At 59.5% G+C, this 17,944-nt stretch carries 14 protein-coding genes; 2 read left to right on the plus strand and 12 right to left on the minus strand.

Annotated elements, in window-relative coordinates; translation table 11 throughout:
* Positions 1 to 43 precede the first annotated feature (43 nt).
* The 5 genes from GMST_RS22425 to GMST_RS10025 form a co-directional block, all read right to left on the minus strand.
* Positions 44 to 436, minus strand: coding sequence for a hypothetical protein (locus tag GMST_RS22425; RefSeq protein WP_183354512.1), 393 nt, complete (start codon positions 434 to 436; stop codon positions 44 to 46).
* Positions 437 to 501: 65 nt separating this feature from the next.
* Complete coding sequence (locus GMST_RS10010) at positions 502 to 4,140, minus strand: multicopper oxidase domain-containing protein (RefSeq protein ID WP_183354513.1); 3,639 nt, start codon at positions 4,138 to 4,140, stop codon at positions 502 to 504.
* 87 nt (positions 4,141 to 4,227) lie between these two features.
* Complete coding sequence (locus GMST_RS10015; protein WP_183354514.1) at positions 4,228 to 4,497, minus strand: hypothetical protein; 270 nt, start codon at positions 4,495 to 4,497, stop codon at positions 4,228 to 4,230.
* Positions 4,498 to 4,665: 168 nt separating this feature from the next.
* Positions 4,666 to 5,787, minus strand: a complete 1,122-nt coding sequence (locus GMST_RS10020) for a glycosyltransferase family 4 protein (protein WP_183354515.1) — start codon at positions 5,785 to 5,787, stop codon at positions 4,666 to 4,668.
* Between the two features lie 368 nt (positions 5,788 to 6,155).
* A complete protein-coding gene (locus GMST_RS10025) occupies positions 6,156 to 6,479 on the minus strand; it encodes a hypothetical protein (protein WP_183354516.1) in 324 nt (107 codons plus the stop codon).
* 502 nt (positions 6,480 to 6,981) lie between these two features.
* Here GMST_RS10025 and GMST_RS10030 point away from each other — a divergent pair.
* Complete coding sequence (locus tag GMST_RS10030) at positions 6,982 to 7,614, plus strand: response regulator (protein ID WP_183354517.1); 633 nt, start codon at positions 6,982 to 6,984, stop codon at positions 7,612 to 7,614.
* A gap of 451 nt (positions 7,615 to 8,065) precedes the next feature.
* Here GMST_RS10030 and GMST_RS10035 read toward each other — a convergent pair whose 3' ends face one another.
* From GMST_RS10035 to GMST_RS10055, 5 genes are all read right to left on the minus strand, one after another.
* Positions 8,066 to 8,698, minus strand: coding sequence for an FMN-dependent NADH-azoreductase (locus tag GMST_RS10035; protein ID WP_183354518.1), 633 nt, complete (start codon positions 8,696 to 8,698; stop codon positions 8,066 to 8,068).
* A 131-nt stretch (positions 8,699 to 8,829) separates the two neighbouring features.
* Positions 8,830 to 9,909, minus strand: coding sequence for an HlyD family secretion protein (locus GMST_RS10040; protein WP_183354519.1), 1,080 nt, complete (start codon positions 9,907 to 9,909; stop codon positions 8,830 to 8,832).
* 4 nt (positions 9,910 to 9,913) lie between these two features.
* Complete coding sequence (locus GMST_RS10045) at positions 9,914 to 11,497, minus strand: MFS transporter (protein WP_183354520.1); 1,584 nt, start codon at positions 11,495 to 11,497, stop codon at positions 9,914 to 9,916.
* Positions 11,494 to 13,035 carry an efflux transporter outer membrane subunit gene (locus tag GMST_RS10050; protein WP_183354521.1) on the minus strand — a complete coding sequence of 514 codons (1,542 nt, stop codon included), beginning with the start codon at positions 13,033 to 13,035 and terminating at the stop codon, positions 11,494 to 11,496. Before GMST_RS10050 ends, GMST_RS10045 begins: the two co-directional genes overlap by 4 nt.
* An 83-nt stretch (positions 13,036 to 13,118) precedes the next feature.
* Entirely contained in the window at positions 13,119 to 13,436 is a 318-nt protein-coding gene (locus GMST_RS10055) for a DUF190 domain-containing protein (protein ID WP_183354522.1), read from the minus strand.
* A gap of 409 nt (positions 13,437 to 13,845) precedes the next feature.
* Between GMST_RS10055 and GMST_RS10060 the strand changes: the two genes are divergently transcribed.
* On the plus strand, positions 13,846 to 15,384 hold the full coding sequence (locus GMST_RS10060) for a sigma 54-interacting transcriptional regulator (RefSeq protein WP_183354523.1): 1,539 nt from the start codon (positions 13,846 to 13,848) through the stop codon (positions 15,382 to 15,384).
* 106 nt (positions 15,385 to 15,490) lie between these two features.
* On the opposite strand, the gene GMST_RS10065 is transcribed toward GMST_RS10060, so the two are convergent.
* Complete coding sequence (locus tag GMST_RS10065) at positions 15,491 to 16,096, minus strand: isochorismatase family protein (protein ID WP_183354524.1); 606 nt, start codon at positions 16,094 to 16,096, stop codon at positions 15,491 to 15,493.
* 87 nt (positions 16,097 to 16,183) lie between these two features.
* On the minus strand, positions 16,184 to 17,098 hold the full coding sequence (locus GMST_RS10070; RefSeq protein WP_183354525.1) for a DsbA family oxidoreductase: 915 nt from the start codon (positions 17,096 to 17,098) through the stop codon (positions 16,184 to 16,186).
* Positions 17,099 to 17,944 lie beyond the last annotated feature (846 nt).

Raw genomic sequence — 17,944 nt, forward strand, 5'->3', positions numbered from 1 at the left:
TCTTTTCCCTAGTGATAGGGGCCGGTGCCGTCGCACACCGGCTTCACTGCTGGCTGTCAATGATCGTCTGACGCTTGATTTCCTTCATCCGCTCCACCCTTTGCTTGTCGCGGGTACGCTGGGATATCGCCGGTTTCGCTGCAGCCGGATCCAACGGTGCAGGTACCTCCGCCTGCTCGGTCCCGGGCGAACCGGTAGCCTGGGGGCCGGTGGCGGGTGGGACTGCGGGAGCCGGTGCTGGCGCCCCGGCCGGCTGTGGCTCGGGGGCCGGGTTCGAGGAACGCTGCTGCTCGGGGAGCGGTTGGACCGCTGCACCCTTGCTGTCGCCGTCACAGGTCGCCAGGTAATGGTCCGGAAACTCCTTGACCCGGCAATCGGTGCCGGCAAACAGCAGTTGGGGCAGCAGGACCATTCCGGCCGTAAGAAAAGTTTTCATCGGCTACTCCGGATAAGCACTGGGCGCTGTCTTGCAACAACGCCCAGTTGTTCAAGCTGCAATTGCTACCACTTGCCTACCACCGGTTTGTCGCCGGGAATGCCGAACGTTTTGATGGTATCGATGCCGGCGTCCCAGGCCGCATTGCCGTTCAGGTCCAGGAACCATTGCCCGTTTCGGTACACCCCGATCTTGGTCTTGCCGTCGCCGTTCCAGTCTCCGGTGATCGGGACGTCGCCCGGGATGCCGAAGAAACTGAACTGGTCGGTTCCTGCATCCCAGGCACTGTTGCCGTTCATATCCAGGTAGACCTGGCCGTTTCTGAACACGCCGACCTTGGTCTTGCCGCTGGCGTTCCAGTCGCCGGTAATCGGGACGTCCCCGGCGATGCCGAACTGGGAAATCTGGTCGATGCCGGCATCCCAGGTGCTGTTGCCGTTCATGTCCAGGTACCAGGTGCCGTTTCTGAACACGCCGATCTTGGTGGCACCGTTGCCGGTCCAGTCGCCCACCACCGGCACGTCGCCGGCGATGCCGAAGCTGAAGGTTTCCCCGGCATCGAGCTTGCCGTTGCCATTTTTGTCCAGCCACCAGACGCCGTTGCCCTTGTAGGCGCCTGCCTTGGCGTAGCCGGTGCCGTTCCAGTCGCCGGTTATCGGGATGTCGCCGGCGGCTCCGAAGACGGAGACCTTGTCCTGGGCATCCCAGGCGCCGGAGCCGTTGGCGTCGAGGTACCACTCGCCGGCGCCCCGGAACACGCCGATGCGGTCGTTAAGTTTCAGGACGAAGGGGCGCATCATGTCGTCTTCCTCGTGGCCCAAGATGTGGCAGTGCCAGGTGTACTCCTGGCCGAAGTTGGCCACGGTGTTGACCACGGTGGTGGGCACACCGGTCAGCGGGTCGAGGCTGGCGAAGCTCGTACCCACCAGGGTGGACGGGCTCAGCGGGCGGATGCTGTCCGGTACCTGGAAGGGGAAGGTGGGTACCTTGGCCCGCATGGCGACGATGATGTCCTCCAGCGGGTTCATGCGGACCGTGTCCTTCCACCCCAGCTCGTTGGGGTCGGTGGGCCGGATGGCGCCGTCCCAGCCCACGCGGTTCACCACCTGCACGTTCACCAGGTGGAAGTGGATGCCGTGGGTGTCCACGCCGTTGTGGGTGATCTTCCAGAGCTGGGGCTGGCCGCGCGAGATGGTCTCGGTGGTCGGGTCGATGAAGCCCAAGGGTACCGTGGTCTGGATCAGGGCGCCGGTGAAGGGGAGCTCGATCCCCAGGGTGGAGTTCATGCGCCCCTGCGGGTCGAAGAGCTCCTGGATCGCCTTGTTCCCCATCGCCATGGTGATGGGTGCGGTGGAACCGTAGGGGGTGAAGGTGAGCGAGAGGTCCTGGATGCGCGCCAGGGTGTCCGTGGTCGCGCCGCCGGTATAGCCGATCGTGTTGTAGGCCGATTCCGGAACTACCGGCGCGTCCTGCGAAGCCTTGAAGATGGTCGGCAGGGCAGTCGTGAGCGAGGTCAAGAGGGTCGGGTTGTAGTCGTCGGTCGGGGCGGTCGAGCTGGGGCCGGCCGCCACGCGGAACTGCATGATGGTACGGGTGTTGGGGCCGTAGCCCGGTGGGGTCGGGGAGGCACCACCCTGATTGTTGGCGCCTGCGGTGGCCGAGTAGTCGGGGTTGCCGGTGTAGAAGTCGTAGCGCGGGTCGCCGGCCGGGACCGGCGCGGGTGAATCGTTGTAGAGGATGATGGTCTTGCCGGCAAAGTTGGAGAAGTCGATGACGACGTCAGCCCGCTCGGCCGGAGCCATGAAGAGGGTCTTCTCCAGCACGTTCAGGACTACGATGTTCCTCTTGTTCTGTTCGAAGCCGACCGGCGTGTTGAGGTGGACCACCGGTCCCGGCAGGATACCGCCCTCGGTGCCGATCTGGATCATGGCGGGCCCGCGCAGCGTGGGATCGGGCACCCCGGAAAGCCTGCCGTCCAATACGTCGGGAATCATCCCCGGTGTCTGGGACAGCCATAAGGGAGGGAAGGGGATCGCCGCGTTCTGCAGTGCAGGGACCATCCTCACCTCGGTGCTCCCCCCGATGCTGACGCTTGGGGGGGTGACATAGCCGGAACCTCCGCTGGTCACGGTAACGCTGGCCACGTTGCCAAGGCCGTTCACCGTCGCGGTCGCCCAGGCGCCGGTGCCGCCGCCCCCCACCAGGTGGACCATGGGAGAGGAGTTGGGCGGGTAGCCGGTCCCCTGGTTGCCCAGTGCGATGGCGGTGACCATGCCCCCAACCACCGTCGCCGTTGCCGTTGCGGGGGTCGTGTAGCCCGCGTCGGCCACGTAGAGCTGCAGGTTGAGCATCCGGTCGTTGGTGGCGTTCAAGATCTTCATCCGGTAGGGCGCCGGTGCCACCTCAAGGTAGGGGTAGGGCTGGCCGTTCACCACCGGGGTGTCCATGAAGGCCTCAGGCACGTGCGAGACCGCCGGCGGGTAAGGGGTGGCCGTCGGGAATACCGGCCAGAACCACGCTCCGTAGTCCCATCTGCCCAAGGGGTTCGCGCCGGTGAGGCTCGACGGGTCCTGGTTCGGCATGTATACGTGGGGGAACCAGAGGTTGCCTCCCCCGCCCCAGTTGGCGGTATTCCAGAGCGGGTCGGTCACCTGGGTGAAACGGGTGGGGTCCTTGGCAACGCCCACGGGGGTCACGGAGTTGTCGTAGACGAAAGTCTTGTCCTGGATGACGAGCGGAATGAGGTGCGGCAGGTCGGTCGGGACGCCGGCCGTGGTGAGGGCTGCCTCCTCGGCCGGGTCGGCCAGCAGGTAACCCGCCGCCTCGCCGCCGTAGACGTTGAGGCCGGTCAGCCCCAAGGCATGGTCGTGGTAGAACATGAGCCGGCCGCTTTGCTGGTTGGGCCAGTAGAAGGTCGCGGAACCCGCGGCCGGCAGCGGCATGTCGGGTACGTTCTGCTGGCTGACCCCCTTGACAAACGGGGTGGTCTCCCCGGCGGGGGTGATCCACTGGTGCGCCGTGCCGTCGCTGATCCAGGGGGGCAGGCCGCCGTGCAGGTGGATGGTGGCGCGGTTCTCGGTGTAACTGGCGCAGGTGGCGCCGACCGCTTCAGGGTTGCAGGGTGCACCGCCTGCGGTCAGGGGCCCCATCCCGGCGCCCATGATGCTGGTGTCGACCGGCAGGAAGAGGTTCCCCGCCGCCCCGACAGGAAGCCGGTTGGTGAACTTGATCCGCACCGGCTTGTTCTTGGTGGCGATGATGAGCGGCCCCAGGTAGTGCGGGGTGCCGACGGCAACGCCGTTTACCTCCTGGATATAGCCTCTGAGCTTGGTGCCGCCAGTCTGGTTGGGCCAGGTTCCGACCACGGGCGGCAGGTCCCGGTGCAGCTGCTCGCGGTATTCCACCAGCGCGATCTCGTAGTAATCGTCGCCCGGGAAGCCGGGCAGGGTGCCGGGCGTCGCGATCGGGATGTACTGCCCGAGGGTGTTGGGACCCAGGGCCGTGCCGGCCGTGCGCGCCGCGGCGCCCAGGCCGGGTAGTGAATCGATAAACTTCCTCAGGGGCGGGCTGTAGGCGAAGTTGGGCTTGGTGTAGTCGACCCCCGGGGTCAGTGTCGGGGCCGCGCGTCCCACCTCGACCCCCCAGGGTGAGACAGCCATTGCCAAAGCCAGGCCGGCGATCAGGTTCCACCTAGTTCTGTTCATGTTTCCTCCTTAGTTGCAGAGCTACTGCTCGGCATAAGGCCTTTAAAAATCCCCGGGTGGGTTATCCGTCCGTGGGGGCCGTTGCCGCTACTTCTTGATGCTGCCGTCCGGATTGGCCTTCTCGATGAGGTCGCGCCGGGTCTTGCCGGCCTCGTCCACCTTGACCCTGACCTGGTTGCGCCTGGAGAGCTGCCTTGCGCCTCCGGACGCGGCCTGGCCGCTGTTCCTCACCTCGGGCGTTTCTTTCGTGCCGGCAGTTCCCGGTGCCGCGGGGGGAGCAGTCTCTTGTGTGCCGGCCACAGCGGCCAGCAAAAGCGTGAGCGAAATCCAGATTGCAAAACCGACCCAACGTGCCATGTTAAGCCTCCTTTATCCGTTGCTGCTGAACCTGCCCTTGCCGGCGCTGCCTGCCGGTAGGTAATGGGGGGAGCCCGCCCCGTTTCCTGCCGGCAGGCAGCGCCGGAAGGAAACGTAACCATGCTCCCGGGCAGCCTGCCAAAAATACTATGCCGTCCGGTACCGGGGTTACATCCGTTCCTCGGCCCCGAGTGGCGACCCGGCGAGCTTCATATCGGAGAGCGCTGCCGCATCCGCTTCCAGCAGGCCGGCGGCGGGTGTCCTGGGGTGGCTTGCCGCGGGCTCCCCTGCCCCCTGGGACAGGCTCCAGGCGAAAAGGCCCAGCACCGACGAGGCGTACAGCACGACCATGAGGTACGCTGTGGAGCTCTTGCTGGTGAGGTAGAGTGCCACTGCGCCGAGTAGGGTTGTGACCATCCAGAAAAGCAGGGTCGCTCTGACCGGTGAGATCCGATTGAGCACCATGAGGTAGTGCAGGTGGAGGTTGTCCGCCTTGAAGGGGTTTTTACCCTGCGACAGCCGCACCGACAGCACCCGGACGGTGTCAAAGATGGGGGTGAGTAGCAACAGTACCGGGAACAGCGGGTCTACCCGGGCTCTGGGGCCCTGGGTCAGCATGATCGCGGTGACCGCAAGCGAGAAACCGAGGAAGAGGCTTCCGGTGTCCCCCATGAAAATCTTGGCATGGGGAAAGTTGTAGAGCAAAAACGCACCCAGGGCTCCGACGAAGGAGAAGCAGACTGCCGCCAGGGGGAGGTTGCCGGAAGCCAGGGCGGCAAGGCCCATGAACAGGAACGCCAGGAGCGACACGCCGCCGGCCAGGCCGTTGAGCCCGTCCAGAAGGTTGATGGCGTTGACGATGCCGATAATGCTCAGGTAGGTGAAGGGGATGGCGAACCAGCCAAGCTCCACCTGCCCCAGGGCACCGTACAGTCCGAGCCGCAGCACGCAGACCTGGCCGCCGAAGATGACCACCGTTGCCGCCAAAAACATCACTGAGAACTTGGACTTCCAGCCCAGCGGCCGCAGGTCGTCCACCATTCCCAGCCCGACCAGCAGGGCCGAGCCGACCAGGTACCAGGCCAGCGTCCTGCCCCCGTTTTGCTGCAGCACCATCGGGAGCACGCCGGCAAAGAACGCCAGGCCGCCCCCGCGTGGCGTAACCTTGCTGTGCAGGCGACGCTCGCCGGGGCTGTCAACGCAGCCGAAGAGCGTCGCCAGATAGATGACGATCGGCGTGAGGACTGCGGTGAGCATGAAGGAGGCGAGGCATGGGGCAAACAAAGTCATAAAAATATCCTCATAAAAGCCTGGCAATTTATCAATGTAGACCAAAGCCTGGGCTGGGGGAGGTGCACTCAATAGGCTAACGGCATGCCGTGTAAAGACTATACGCTACGTGGCCTTGACAGATATTGGGAGGCTATCCGAATTGCACATAGGCGTTTGAGCCATAACTGGATAGGTGTTTGAGTATTAGAAGCGCAGTTTCGGAGTAGGCGGGTTGGAAGGGGGGATGTTTTCGGTGACGCGCGCAGGTGCCCCGGCTCTGGGAGTCGGGCGCGGCAGCCTGGCCGTCGTCCGGCTGTCTCGGGAGGGCTGCGGTTCCTTGGGGTACCGTGTCACAACCGCCAGACAAGCGGGATCAGTGAAAAGGATCAGTGCAAAAGGGTGAACCGGGAGCCCGCCCTGCACCAGGGGAGTTCCACGCGTGTGGTTCCACAGCGGCAGGCCAGGTGCGGCACCCGGGCGTGCAGGTAGGTGGTGTAGCGGAAGAAATCTGCTTTATACCAGGTTTCGCAACCGTTGTCGGGGTAACAGATGGTCCCCCGCGAGCCGCAGTTCGGGCAGATAAGGGAGAGTCCTTCGACAATTTCCACGTTGAGGTCCAGGCGGCAGGAATCCTTGGTAAACCCCACTTTGGTAATCCGCCAGGGGCCGGAAATACCGAGGGCTCCGGACAATACCTCAGTCGCATTCATCGTACCTCCTCCGTAGCATAAGGCCGCAGGCTTGCTGCCGTGACGTTGTAGTAGCACCGACAGATAAGATACTGGACTGCCTACCGTGCGAATTTTACTTTTGCCTTATCCAGTATTGAGCGTATCGTGAGTATAACTATGTGGGGATGGTATCGGACATGGGAGGATGTCTGTTATTGGCATCAGTTGTTTGGCACTTGGCAGGTTGCATTCACGGTGACTCCTGGTGCAGGGGCGGGAAGCGTTTTTCAGAATATAGGATCAAAACGCAATGCCGTGCGGGTTCAACTCTTACCCGAATCAGGGGCCGGTCCTAGGTGAAAACAAGACAACCACTCATGCCTGCTCGCAAAGCAACCTGTTACTATGTAGCGTCGAGAGAGTGGGCTCATTCCCTCCTCTGGCAATGAGGGACGGTTGACGGCGTCCAGGCGGGGCCGTCGAATCCTAAAAACGACGGCGGTACAGTTGGGACAGCGCTAGTAGCACAGGGAGGCTCGGCATGACCACCAGGATTCTTGTAGCCGACGACCATGAAATTTTCCGGGAAGGGCTCAAGCGGATTGTAGAGACGTCGGTGGACATGACCGTTGTCGATGAGGCGTGTAACAGTCAGGAATTGCTCGGCAAGGTGCAGCAAAACGACTATGATATCGTGATTCTTGACATCACCATGCCCGGAAGAAACGGGCTCGATGCTCTGGTCGAGATCAAACTCATCAAGCCGAAGTTGCCGGTACTGGTACTGAGTGCCCATCCCGAGGAGCAGTACGCGCTTCGCTCCTACAAATCTGGTGCATCCGGCTACATGACCAAGGGGACCCCTTCCGCGGAGTTGCTCGACGCCCTGCACAAGATTTCGCTGGGGAAAAAGTACGTCAGCAGTGCGCTGGCCGAATCTCTGGTAAACGGGCTCAGCGAACCGAGCGCGCAGGGGCTGTTAAACAGCCTTTCAAACCGTGAGTACCAGGTGATGAGCCTGATCGCCTCCGGTAAGACGGTGGGCAAAATCGCCGTTGAGCTCTGTTTGAGCGTCAAGACCGTGAGCACCTATCGGGCCCACATACTCAAGAAGCTCAATCTAAAGAATAACGCGGAGCTGACGCGGTTTGTCATAGAAAAGGACTTTTTATAAGGCTTGCTGCAGAAATGGGAGTGCTTCAAGTCTTGGTCCAGTTTGTCACTACCTCCTGGCTATCAAAGAAGCAGGCGGCGGCGATTGCTTCAGGCGTTTGCATCGGGGAACTACCGCAACGCCCCCTGCTCGACGTCGAGAAGGGGGCCTAGCTGCCTTTTTTTGCCCCGCACGTCCTCACGTTATGCTTACCACTCGCGATCCTGAGTGGCGATAGTTCGTCTTGCACAATTTCGTACGTTATTCGCGTTGCGTGTCTTTTGTGCCACCTTCAATGGTTCAGACCGTTCAATACTGCGAGCGATTTGCTGGGGGCGAGAGTGGCGAAACGGTGGGCAACGGTCACTTTTCCCTTTTATAGAGCAAGGCTATCAAAACGACACAGAGCCAGCAGATCAACGTTAAACCTACGACTATCTTCATAGGGAACTCACCGTAAATCCCAAATTCTTCAGAAAATGCCGGCGATAGCTCGGGCCTTGATAACTGCCGCGGACCTGAAGGCTTCGGCATGGTCGGGCATGGCGTCGACGCCTTCCACTACGATCGATTCGAACTTTTCAACCCCCATAAATCCCATGATCGCTTTCAGATAGGGCACCGAATGGTCCTCCTCCTTGCCAAAGTGGAATCCGCCATTTGAGTGAATGTGGAGGCACTTCCTGTCCTGATCTTTCAACAGGCCGACAGCGCCTGTAGGGGTGTACGTGAACGTCTTGCCGACCACGCAGACGGCGTCGATGTACATTTTTAATTCCGCTGGAAACCCGAGGTTGTACATCGGTGTTACGAACACGTACTTGTCTGCCGCAATGAATTGGTCGGCGTGTTTCCAGATCCGGTTCACTTTGCGATGCTCGTCATCGGAAAGTGACTCGAAACTCGCGCCATTGCGAAGTTTGCCCCAGCCGGACAGCACATCGGCATCTATGCGTTGGATGTTGTCCCGATAAAGGTCGAGGGTGTGAACTTCGTCATTCGGGTTCTCCCTAAGGTACTCTTCCAGGAATTCCTTACCTACTAATAGGCTGGTTGAGTACTCAACGGGTTTGAGGTTGCAGGTAACATAGAGTAATTTTGCCATGATCATCTCCTTCTTCGTTTTTCTGCTGTTTCAGCGTTCGTCTTGCGCCTTCCTGCCTGTTGGACGTCTGAGGCATACGTGTTCCTATAGGTGCACTATCCACTGCATGCTCGATGCATATCTGTTCTGTGTTATCCCTCCTCGGCGTGTTTCTGCCGCGTATGGGCGCTGCGCAGGTCTGTCATTATCTCGATGGTTGGCTGTACCGACATGCCGATGCGCAGCTGCGCGCTGGCGGCCTGGCCGGGGTTTATGGCGATCCGCACCGGGAGTCGCTGAATCACCTTGGTGAAATTGCCCGTGGCATTCTGGGGCGCGACGGGGGCAAAGGACGCACCGCTTGCCGGGGCTAAACTGGCGACGCTGCCTTGAAGAACCACGCCGGGCAGCGTGTCGACCCGGATCGAAACTGCCTGCCCCGGCCGGATACGGGCGAGCTGGGTCTCACGGAAGTTCGCCTCGATATACACTTTGTCCAGAGGCACCAAGGCGAGTAGCGGCGTGCCGGTGGTAACAAAAGCGCCTTCACGCACGGAACGGCGCGCCACCGTTCCGTCTATCGGGGCGATGATTTTGGTGTAGGAAAGGTTGAGCTCGGCAACGGCCTGCGCGGCCCGCGCCCGAGCCAGGGAGCTTTCCGCTTTTTTAAGATCAGCTTCCAGTATCGAGGTCTGCTGCCGAGCTGCTTCAACACCGGCCCTGTCGCGGTCGAGCGCAGCAAGGTGCACCTGCAATTGGGCCTCGGCATGCTGAGCTTCCTGGTGGGTGCCTGCGCCATCGGTGGACAAATTGCGGTAGCGCTGGGCATTTGCCCTGGCCAAGGTTATCGAGGCCTCATCGGACCTGACGGCGGCCTGGGCCTGCTGAATCGTCGAGGCATTACGTGTAATGGTTCCCTTCAGGCTTTCTATGGCGGCCTGTGCCGCTCCTGTCTCTGCCTGGGCGCTCTGCAGCGCGACTTTCAGATCTCGGTCGTCTATCTCCGCCAGTACCCGGCCCGCCTTGACGGTCTCGTCGTCATCCACCAGAACACGAGCTATCTGCCCGCTGACCCGGGGAGCAACCAGGGTAAAGTCGGCCCGCACATATGCATCGTCGGTTGATTGCTGGTCCGCGTCCGACGGTTGACGATTGAGAAGATAGGCTCCCGCTCCGATGACGGAGACTAGAACGAGGCCGGTGATGATCTTTGCTGTTTTGGGAAGTGCCATTGTCTTATCCTTTGTTATTTGTTGACGATGCGACTGGCCTGGCGGGGGCCGGTATGTAATCCATGCGTAATACGAAGGGAATCAGCACGAGCGCCAGGGCGGCCAGCATCAGGTAGCTATCCGCATTGGCCAGCACAAAAGCCTGCTGGCGGGTACTGTCGTTTAGCGCGGCAAGATTGCCAGGAAATAGCTGCATGCTGGCGAACCTGCGGCCCATGTGGTCCACGATCACCTCGGAATGGAAATGCTGTCGCAGGCGGAAAAAGTGACCGATGACCGCGCCGCCGAAGATTACGCCGAAGGCGCGCAGGGTATTGATGGTTCCTGCTACAAAAGGGCCTTCCATCGGTTGCACGACGCTCGTTGTAAGGAACAAGAGGCCGACAACCGCCATCGCCTGCCCGGTAGCCTGCAGCAACTGGGTCATGACGAGCTGTTCGACAATCCAGCTGGAGGTGATCTGCGTGCAGAGCAGGCAAGCCACCGCGATGAGCGCAATTCCGGATGCCATGACCAGGCGGGCATCCACCCACTTCCGGTAAAATAGCCACGCCACCGCCAGGGAAAGGACCGGCTGCGGTAATGCGATGAGCAGCCCAACGGGCCCACTTTGCAAGCTGCGGTAACCCCAAAGAGCTTCAAGATGCATGGCCGGCAGTTTTGAGCTCGACATCATGACCATGAGCAGGAGCACGAAGACCGAAAAACCCACCCCCAGATTGCGCTTTTGTAATAGCAGTTGCGGCCTGATAAAGGGGACCGGGTAAAACCACTGGCTCACCAGGAATACCAGAGTCATGGACAGGCCGCCGCCTATCAGCCAGCAGATAAGGTAGGAATTCCACCAATCGAGCCGCTCTCCCTGATCGAGGCCGACAGCAATCATGCCCAGGCCGGCCACGCCGCAGGCCATGCCGAACCAGTCGGTCTGCCTGAGCCGTTCGGGGCGTGTCGGGTCCTGGGGCACTCCCCAGTACACCATCGCTATCGAGAGCAGGCCTATCGGCAGGTTTTGCCAGAACACCAGCCGCCAATCGTGCACTACATCGAGCCAGTTGCCTGCCAGCCAGAACCCCAGGTTGGGTGAGAACGTCGCGGTCAGGGCGTACAGCGACATGCCGTACAGACGAATCGGCAAGGGGAAAAAACGCAGCGCGGACAGCATCAGGATCGGTATCAGCATTCCCCCTGCGAGCCCTTGCAGGCTGCGCAGCACTAGGAGGGTCGACCAGTCGTGCACCAGGGGGATGAGGTACGACAGCAAAACGAAGATCCCGGTCATCGCCATATGGAAGCGACGCAGAGAAATGATTGCGGCCAACCAGATCGAGAAAGGCATGGCGATCAATTCTGCGGCCACATACACGGTGTTGAGCCAGCTCCCCTCGTCGGCCCCAAGGCCAAGTACGCCGCGGATGTCGGCCAAGGCCAGCGAACCGATGCGGTTACTGAGACCGGCGATCATTGCGGAAATCAGGATGCCGAGAAAACCGGTGAAGATGCGCCCTGTGAACGGGGCCGCAACTGCCGCCGGCGCGGGAACGGGCGGGGTGCTGGCAGAATTTGCTGTTGCCGGAAGCGCGCTCATCGCTGCATGCCCCCCATCTCTTCGGTCTGGGCCGCCCACCCGCCCCCGAGCGCCTTGTACAGATTGACCATGGCCAGAGCGACACGGCTCGTAGTGTCAGCAAACTCCATCTGGCTTGCCAGTAGCGAGCGTTGCGCCGTTAGTACCGTCAGATAATCGGCCGCACCCTCCTCGTAGCGGCGCATGGCTACCTGGTAAGCCGTTCGGTGTTCGTCGACCGCCCGGGCCAGATGTTTGCCGCTTCTCTGTACTTCGGAATAGGCATTCAACGCGTCGTCGACTTCGTGCCAGGCATGCAACACCGTCTTCTGGTAGAAAATCGCGGCTTCCTGTGCCCGAGCCTCGGTTAAGGCAAGTGTCCCTTGCAATCTCCCCCCCTCGAAAAGCGGCAGATACAGGGTCGGCCCGACCGAGAAGTTGCGCGATCCCCAGTTCCCGAACGTGCTGCCGTCAAGGGATTGCAATCCAAAGCTGCCCACAAGATTGATGCGCGGATAAAAGTCTGCCTTGGCCGCACCGATGGCGGCAGTCGCCGCGTGCAGGCGAGCTTCGGCCTCCAGGATATCGGGACGGCGGCGTGCAAGCTCAGACGACAGCCCGATAGGCACCAGCGTTGGCACCGGAGGAATCTGGTGCTGCGGCATCAACAGAGCAGACAAGGCCCGCGGCTGCTCGCCAAGCAGCAGGGCCAGGGCATTCATCAGAGCGTCGCGCTGCTCCTCGAGACGCGGGATGAGTGCCCTGGTTGACTCGAGCTGCGCGCCGGATGCGGCCGTTTCGAAGCGGGTGGCTACGCCATTTTTCACACGACTGTCCGCAAGCTTTAACGCATGCTCGGCACTGGAGAGGTTTTGCCGGGCTATGGAGAGTTGGGTCTGGACGCGGCGCAGCTGAATATAGATACGCGCCACCTCGGCCGTGACTGATACCCGCACCCCTTCCCTTTGAAATGCGCTTGCCTCAAGCGATGCCGCAGCGGACTCGCCAACCCTGCGGGCGCGGCCCCAGAGGTCGATTTCCCACGAGGCATTAAATCCAGCCTGCATGATGTCGTAGGGAGTGTGGGGAGCGCCCAGGAGGGCAAACGTCCCGTTGGCACTCAGCGCTTCCCGTGCGTATGCCGCACTGAATCCTGCATGCGGGAGCCCTGCGGCGTTGGCGACAGTCAGTTGCGCACCGCTTTGAGCCAGCCGTGCCGCGGCCAACTGCAAGTCCATGTTGCCCCGCTGGGCCCGTTCCTGTAATTCGCTCAAGATTTCGTCATTGAACAACGTCCACCAGGAACTCTCAACTTCTGAGGTGATAACCTGGCTTGGCTGGCTGCTGTTGCCGGCAGCGGTTTCCATGAGACCGGCGGGAGCCAAGGGCACTGGGCGCTTGAAGTCCGGACCTACCGTGCAGGCGTTCAATAGGACACAACTCAAAAGTACGGGGAGTATGCGGATCAGGATGCTTTGCGATGCCGCTTCCCCCGTTACTGGCATATTTCCGGACCCGGTCCGGAGCGTTGCGAAATTGCGGGTGCTTCTTGAATGCATGATCTACCTCTGAATCAGTATTAAAGGTGTCACCCGTTTTAGTGACTGAAAAGCCATTAGGTCCACCACTTCGGCGATCCGACTCAACAGTCGCGGGTTGTGCCGAACTCGATGCGCGATTTGATGTAAAAAACATCAATTCCTTCCTGCTTCAAGTGGTGGAGAAAGAGTACTGCCGTGTCCTCGCTGACGGCCATGGAGATTTCTACCGGCTGATCTGACATGTCGAAAAAACCGGCGAAATGTAGCTTGTGCTCCCGGCCGAAACCTTCGGCAGCCGTAAGCAGCGTCGCCCCTTTGATGCCCATGCTCAGTGCTTCCTCGATGAGCCAGTCGCACAGGCACCGGTTCTTGTGCGTGCGGTCCTGCTGGGTAAAAAAGGTCAACTGATACCCATACATGGTCTTATCCTCCCTGAGGTGCTCGCTTTAACACAATTCTCGAGCGCGTTATGGTCACTATCCCGGCCCCAGAACCGATTGTGGTTAAGGCGGCATTCTGAGTTCACCTGCTGATGGCTATAGCCACATCCATGCCAAGGCAAAGAGGCCTAAAAACAGATAGATAACCTTCCGTGTCAAAGAGAGTTACCAAATGCGGGAAAACCTCTTGCCTCGCTTGGCTGAATCCCGTAATTTGCCAAATGCGGCAAGTGCGGGTTCCCGGCCGTTGTGGACGCGGGGGGCGCGCCGTAGGAGGCGCGGGCCTTGTGCGCTCGATCGGCTCGAACGGCAGGGGGACGGAAGCACGAATCGGCTGCTGCCCGGGGCCAAAGCCCGGCAGCTTGCGTTTTTTCGGAGGGTGATAACCATGGCTATTCAGAGGGATGAATTATTCAGAGAGGTGACGCTCAGGGCGTGCAGTAGCCTGGACATAGCAGTAGCCGTGAAGCGCATTTTTGAATATCTACGGGAGCACATACCCCTGGACGCGATACATCTGGACATCTTCGATACCCAGCTCAGCGCGCTCAGGCGCATAGCCTATGTAGCTCATGGTGAGGACACCACCACGGAACAGATCATTCCGTTAACAGAAACGGTGTGGGAGTGGGGTCGAGCTCTAACCAAACCGATGATCGTGGATGCTCGGAAGGCAAGTGGCCCGGGCAAGACCATTGCCGATCTTGTTAAGCTGGCAGGTAATTCAGACCTGGTCATTCCATTGCGGGTAGAGAACGAACTTATCGGTGTGGTGGCTTTGCGCGCCTACGGTGAAGAAAAATACGGGCCGGAGCATGTAGAACTGCTGTCGGGTGTGGCGGACCCGTTTGCTCTGGCACTGGCGAACGCCCTTTCCTACAGGGAAGTGCTGCGCTACCGGGACATCCTCCTCGATGACAACCGCTTTCTTAATAGGGAGCTTCTTTCCAGGGCGGGAGATGACATCATCGGTGGGAACACCGGCTTGCGAAACGTCATGGAGATGGTGCGTCAGGTGGCGCCGCTGAACAACACGGTGCTCCTGATCGGGGAAACGGGAACAGGGAAGGAAGTAATCGCCAGTGCCATTCATTTCGCCTCGCATCGCAAGGATGCTCCCTTTATCAAGGTGAATTGCGGTGCCATCCCAGAGTCCCTTATCGACAGCGAACTGTTCGGCCACGAAAAGGGTGCCTTCACCGGTGCGTTGACGGCAAAGCGCGGGCGCTTCGAGCGGGCGGCAGGTGGTACCATCTTCCTTGACGAGATCGGAGAATTGCCGCTGCAGGCCCAGGTGCGACTGCTCAGGGTGCTGCAGAACCGTGAAATTGAGCGAGTAGGAGGGGAGCGGACGCTTCCTCTGGACATCAGGGTGATCGCGGCCACGCACCGTAACTTGGAGAGTATGATCGCCGAAAACAGGTTCCGGGAGGACCTCTGGTTTCGGCTCAACGTCTTTCCCATTGTCGTTCCGCCCCTAAGGCAGCGAAAGGAAGACGTCCCGGCTCTCACGCGCCACTTCGTGGCACAAAAGAGCCTGGAGTTGGGGATCGCCACTCCGCCTGCCATCGCGCCTGGAGCGTTGGAGCGCTTGTCGAACTACCATTGGCCGGGAAACGTGCGCGAATTGGAGAACCTGGTTGAGAGAGAGCTGATCCGGCATGGGGGCGGGCCGTTAAAGTTCGAAGCCACCCTGCCGCACAAGGAGAACACACAGTCCTTTCCTCCTGTGGAAGAGGTCAGAGCAGGATCGCTTAATCTCGACGAGGTGGTGTACCGGCACATCGTGAGGGTGTTAAAGATTGCCAAAGGTAAAATTCACGGCCCGGGAGGTGCCGGGGAGCTGCTGGGGGTCAACCCAAATACTTTGAGGGGGAGAATGGACAAACTTGGTGTGAAATATGGACGAGTCAAAAGGGAGTTTTAAGTCACTGAGGGGTGTGGCAACGACGGGTATCCTAGCTGATACCGCGGTGTTGCCCCGCAGGACGGTGCCTGCGGGGTGAAAAACGCGCGTACCCGTGAATACCCGGTCAAGCGGGCGATTTGCCAAGGTGCACCAGCACCTCCTCGAACAAAATCTGGATCAGTTTGGCACCTCCCTCGGTAGTCCACGATCCCGCCAGCTCGGCAATAAGCTGATTGGTCGAGGTGAGAGTCACTCCAGCCCGTTCCATGCGCCTCAAGGCGGTTTCGTCGGCAATCTGGGTGGGGGAACCACCGGCGTCGACGACCACCTGCACGTTGAAGCCCTCTTCTACAGCGCTCATAGCCGGGTAAACGATGCACACATCGTTGGTAAGCCCCGCAATAATGAGGTTCCGTCTTCCGGTAGCCAGTACGGCTGCCTTGTAGTTGGGGTCATCCCAGGCGTTAACCACGCCGAAACGCTTCACCCGGCGGGCATGATCCTCCGGCGCGATTTCTTCCAGGTCCTGGAGCAGCGGCCCCTGCGTGTACTCCTCCATGCTGCTGGTGAGGATCAAGGGCATATCCAGCGCCTTAGCCGCACGTGCCAACGCCCTGGTGTTGTTCTTGATCACTTCCTTAGGGATGTTGCAGCACCAGCTCAGGGTTCCCACCTGATGATCGATAAGCAGCATGGCCGCGTTTGTCGCAGTGAACCTTTCCGTTTTCATTGTTGCCTCCTTTTGTGTCTGGTTTTAGTTCGTCAGATGTTGCAGCGCCTCCCCTTTCCGAGGGGCCTTCATGCGTTGAGTCTTTATCTAATCAGTTGTGCACATGCCGGTTGCTGAATCGCATGCGGCCGAGTCGACTTTTGGTGAGACAAAGAAGCCATTTCCCGCCTCACGACGCACAATCAAACGCTTGGCCAGGAGGGCGTCCAGCGTCGACTCCAATTCACGTTCAGTCAGATCAAAGGTCGTCTTTATTTCAATCGGTGCCACAGAAAGGTACCTTTTAATAAAGCTCATGATTGCTTCTTCTGTGGCCGGAAGCGGTCGTTCGACAATTTTGCCTCCCGACAGAAGAATGATCACCGCCTTGAACTCCTCATAGCTCTTGTACCCTCGCAGCAGCGTCTCCTTGCCGGCACATCGAACCAGAAATGTAGGAAATCCCCGGGCGTTATAGCGCGCCGTGATAGCCTGATCTTGCTCAAAAGCCAATTGAGCGGCTCCGTAAGATAAGTCCTCCACAAAACGGGCCAGGTCCAGGCCGACTTCGGCTGCCAACTCTACCAGTACCTCCGTCGTGTTGGTCAGTCTCGCCTCGGCAGCCGAGGCTTCGCGCAGGCGCCTGAGAAATCGGGTCGCGAGCGCTTCGTCCTGCATTTGTGCGGCTTTATACGCGACATTCAGTGGATACGAAGAAACGCGGACCTGAGAAAACAGGTTGAAACCGGTGATCTTGACCGGCATGCCGTGACGTTGTGAGGCTTCAAGCCAATGTTTGGCAATTTGGGCGTTGGAGCGTGCCGGATCGCCTCCGATGTCGTTGTAGTTGTCGTAAAATGCCGTGATGTCCTTGACCAAGCCGGACATGATGAAACTCACGTCAACTTGCTCGCCAAATCTGGATTCCAGTTTTCGCAGCACGGGTTCGCTACCCCAACACCATGTACACACCGGATCGGTGAACTCTACTATTTCTACGACACTGTCCGTTGTTGCCGTCATGAATCCTCTGCCTCCAGTTCATTCCTTAATAGCGTTGCCTTTGGTTGTCCAACCACGCGCTGCGGCCCTTCTCGTAGCATTGATCCTAAACCCAACCGGTCTACAGCAAAATCGAGTCCAATAAGCGATTCGGCAGAAAACTGTGGGTTACGCCGCTATTCGTTGACCACTTTCCTGAATACAGTAAAAGGCACAGTCGCGAGTTACCATATTTGGTTAATTGCTGAATATGGTTAGGGAACTCATAACCCAAGGGGGGCGTGCTTGAGTTTGCTCCGGGTGGCGAGAGGGTTCGCGAAGGGAGCCCGCCTCAGCCCATTCGGTCATCATCAAGGTCTTGACTGAAGTGGAGGCCTGCGTGTCGACCCGGCAGGCAGGCGAGTGGAAAGACTACGTCACGACGCTGACTGGAAAAAAGATTTGTTGGATGGACATCACGTATATGTTTTTAGGGTTGAAAATCCTCGTGTCGGCGGTTAGATTCCGTCTCTGGGCACCACTAGAAAATAAAAAAGGACCAGTCAGCGATGACCGGTCCTTTTTTATTTGTGTAAAATCCCCCTCTTTTTTTTGCTCGCCAGGCTGACCCCGTCAAAGTTTTCCGAGCCTTGAGCCGTTCAAGACAACTTTCTGAAAAACAATTACTTTTTGGTCAACTAGGGCGAGGCCTTATGCTTGGGTGAAAATTTTTCTAAAGTTATCCTCTTACGTGACGACAAGGGAATTGCTGACGCGCTGGACAAACCAAATGCTTATTGATTGACGTATACTAATTTGACAAAAGCTAACAATGCCTATAATAGTGTAAACGCTTGAATAGTGCAGGTGCCCTTTGAACGTATGACA

The organism is Geomonas silvestris (assembly GCF_014193515.1).
Classification (GTDB): domain Bacteria; phylum Desulfobacterota; class Desulfuromonadia; order Geobacterales; family Geobacteraceae; genus Geomonas; species Geomonas silvestris.

Bases quoted from the DNA above. Each gene is read 5' to 3' on its own strand.
- GMST_RS22425 (WP_183354512.1), bottom strand. From the start codon at position 436: ATGAAAACTTTTCTTACGGCCGGAATGGTCCTGCTGCCCCAACTGCTG.
- GMST_RS10010 (WP_183354513.1), bottom strand. From the start codon at position 4,140: ATGAACAGAACTAGGTGGAACCTGATCGCCGGCCTGGCTTTGGCAATG.
- GMST_RS10015 (WP_183354514.1), bottom strand. From the start codon at position 4,497: ATGGCACGTTGGGTCGGTTTTGCAATCTGGATTTCGCTCACGCTTTTG.
- GMST_RS10020 (WP_183354515.1), bottom strand. From the start codon at position 5,787: ATGACTTTGTTTGCCCCATGCCTCGCCTCCTTCATGCTCACCGCAGTC.
- GMST_RS10025 (WP_183354516.1), bottom strand. From the start codon at position 6,479: ATGAATGCGACTGAGGTATTGTCCGGAGCCCTCGGTATTTCCGGCCCC.
- GMST_RS10030 (WP_183354517.1), top strand. From the start codon at position 6,982: ATGACCACCAGGATTCTTGTAGCCGACGACCATGAAATTTTCCGGGAA.
- GMST_RS10035 (WP_183354518.1), bottom strand. From the start codon at position 8,698: ATGGCAAAATTACTCTATGTTACCTGCAACCTCAAACCCGTTGAGTAC.
- GMST_RS10040 (WP_183354519.1), bottom strand. From the start codon at position 9,909: ATGGCACTTCCCAAAACAGCAAAGATCATCACCGGCCTCGTTCTAGTC.
- GMST_RS10045 (WP_183354520.1), bottom strand. From the start codon at position 11,497: ATGAGCGCGCTTCCGGCAACAGCAAATTCTGCCAGCACCCCGCCCGTT.
- GMST_RS10050 (WP_183354521.1), bottom strand. From the start codon at position 13,035: ATGCATTCAAGAAGCACCCGCAATTTCGCAACGCTCCGGACCGGGTCC.
- GMST_RS10055 (WP_183354522.1), bottom strand. From the start codon at position 13,436: ATGTATGGGTATCAGTTGACCTTTTTTACCCAGCAGGACCGCACGCAC.
- GMST_RS10060 (WP_183354523.1), top strand. From the start codon at position 13,846: ATGGCTATTCAGAGGGATGAATTATTCAGAGAGGTGACGCTCAGGGCG.
- GMST_RS10065 (WP_183354524.1), bottom strand. From the start codon at position 16,096: ATGAAAACGGAAAGGTTCACTGCGACAAACGCGGCCATGCTGCTTATC.
- GMST_RS10070 (WP_183354525.1), bottom strand. From the start codon at position 17,098: ATGACGGCAACAACGGACAGTGTCGTAGAAATAGTAGAGTTCACCGAT.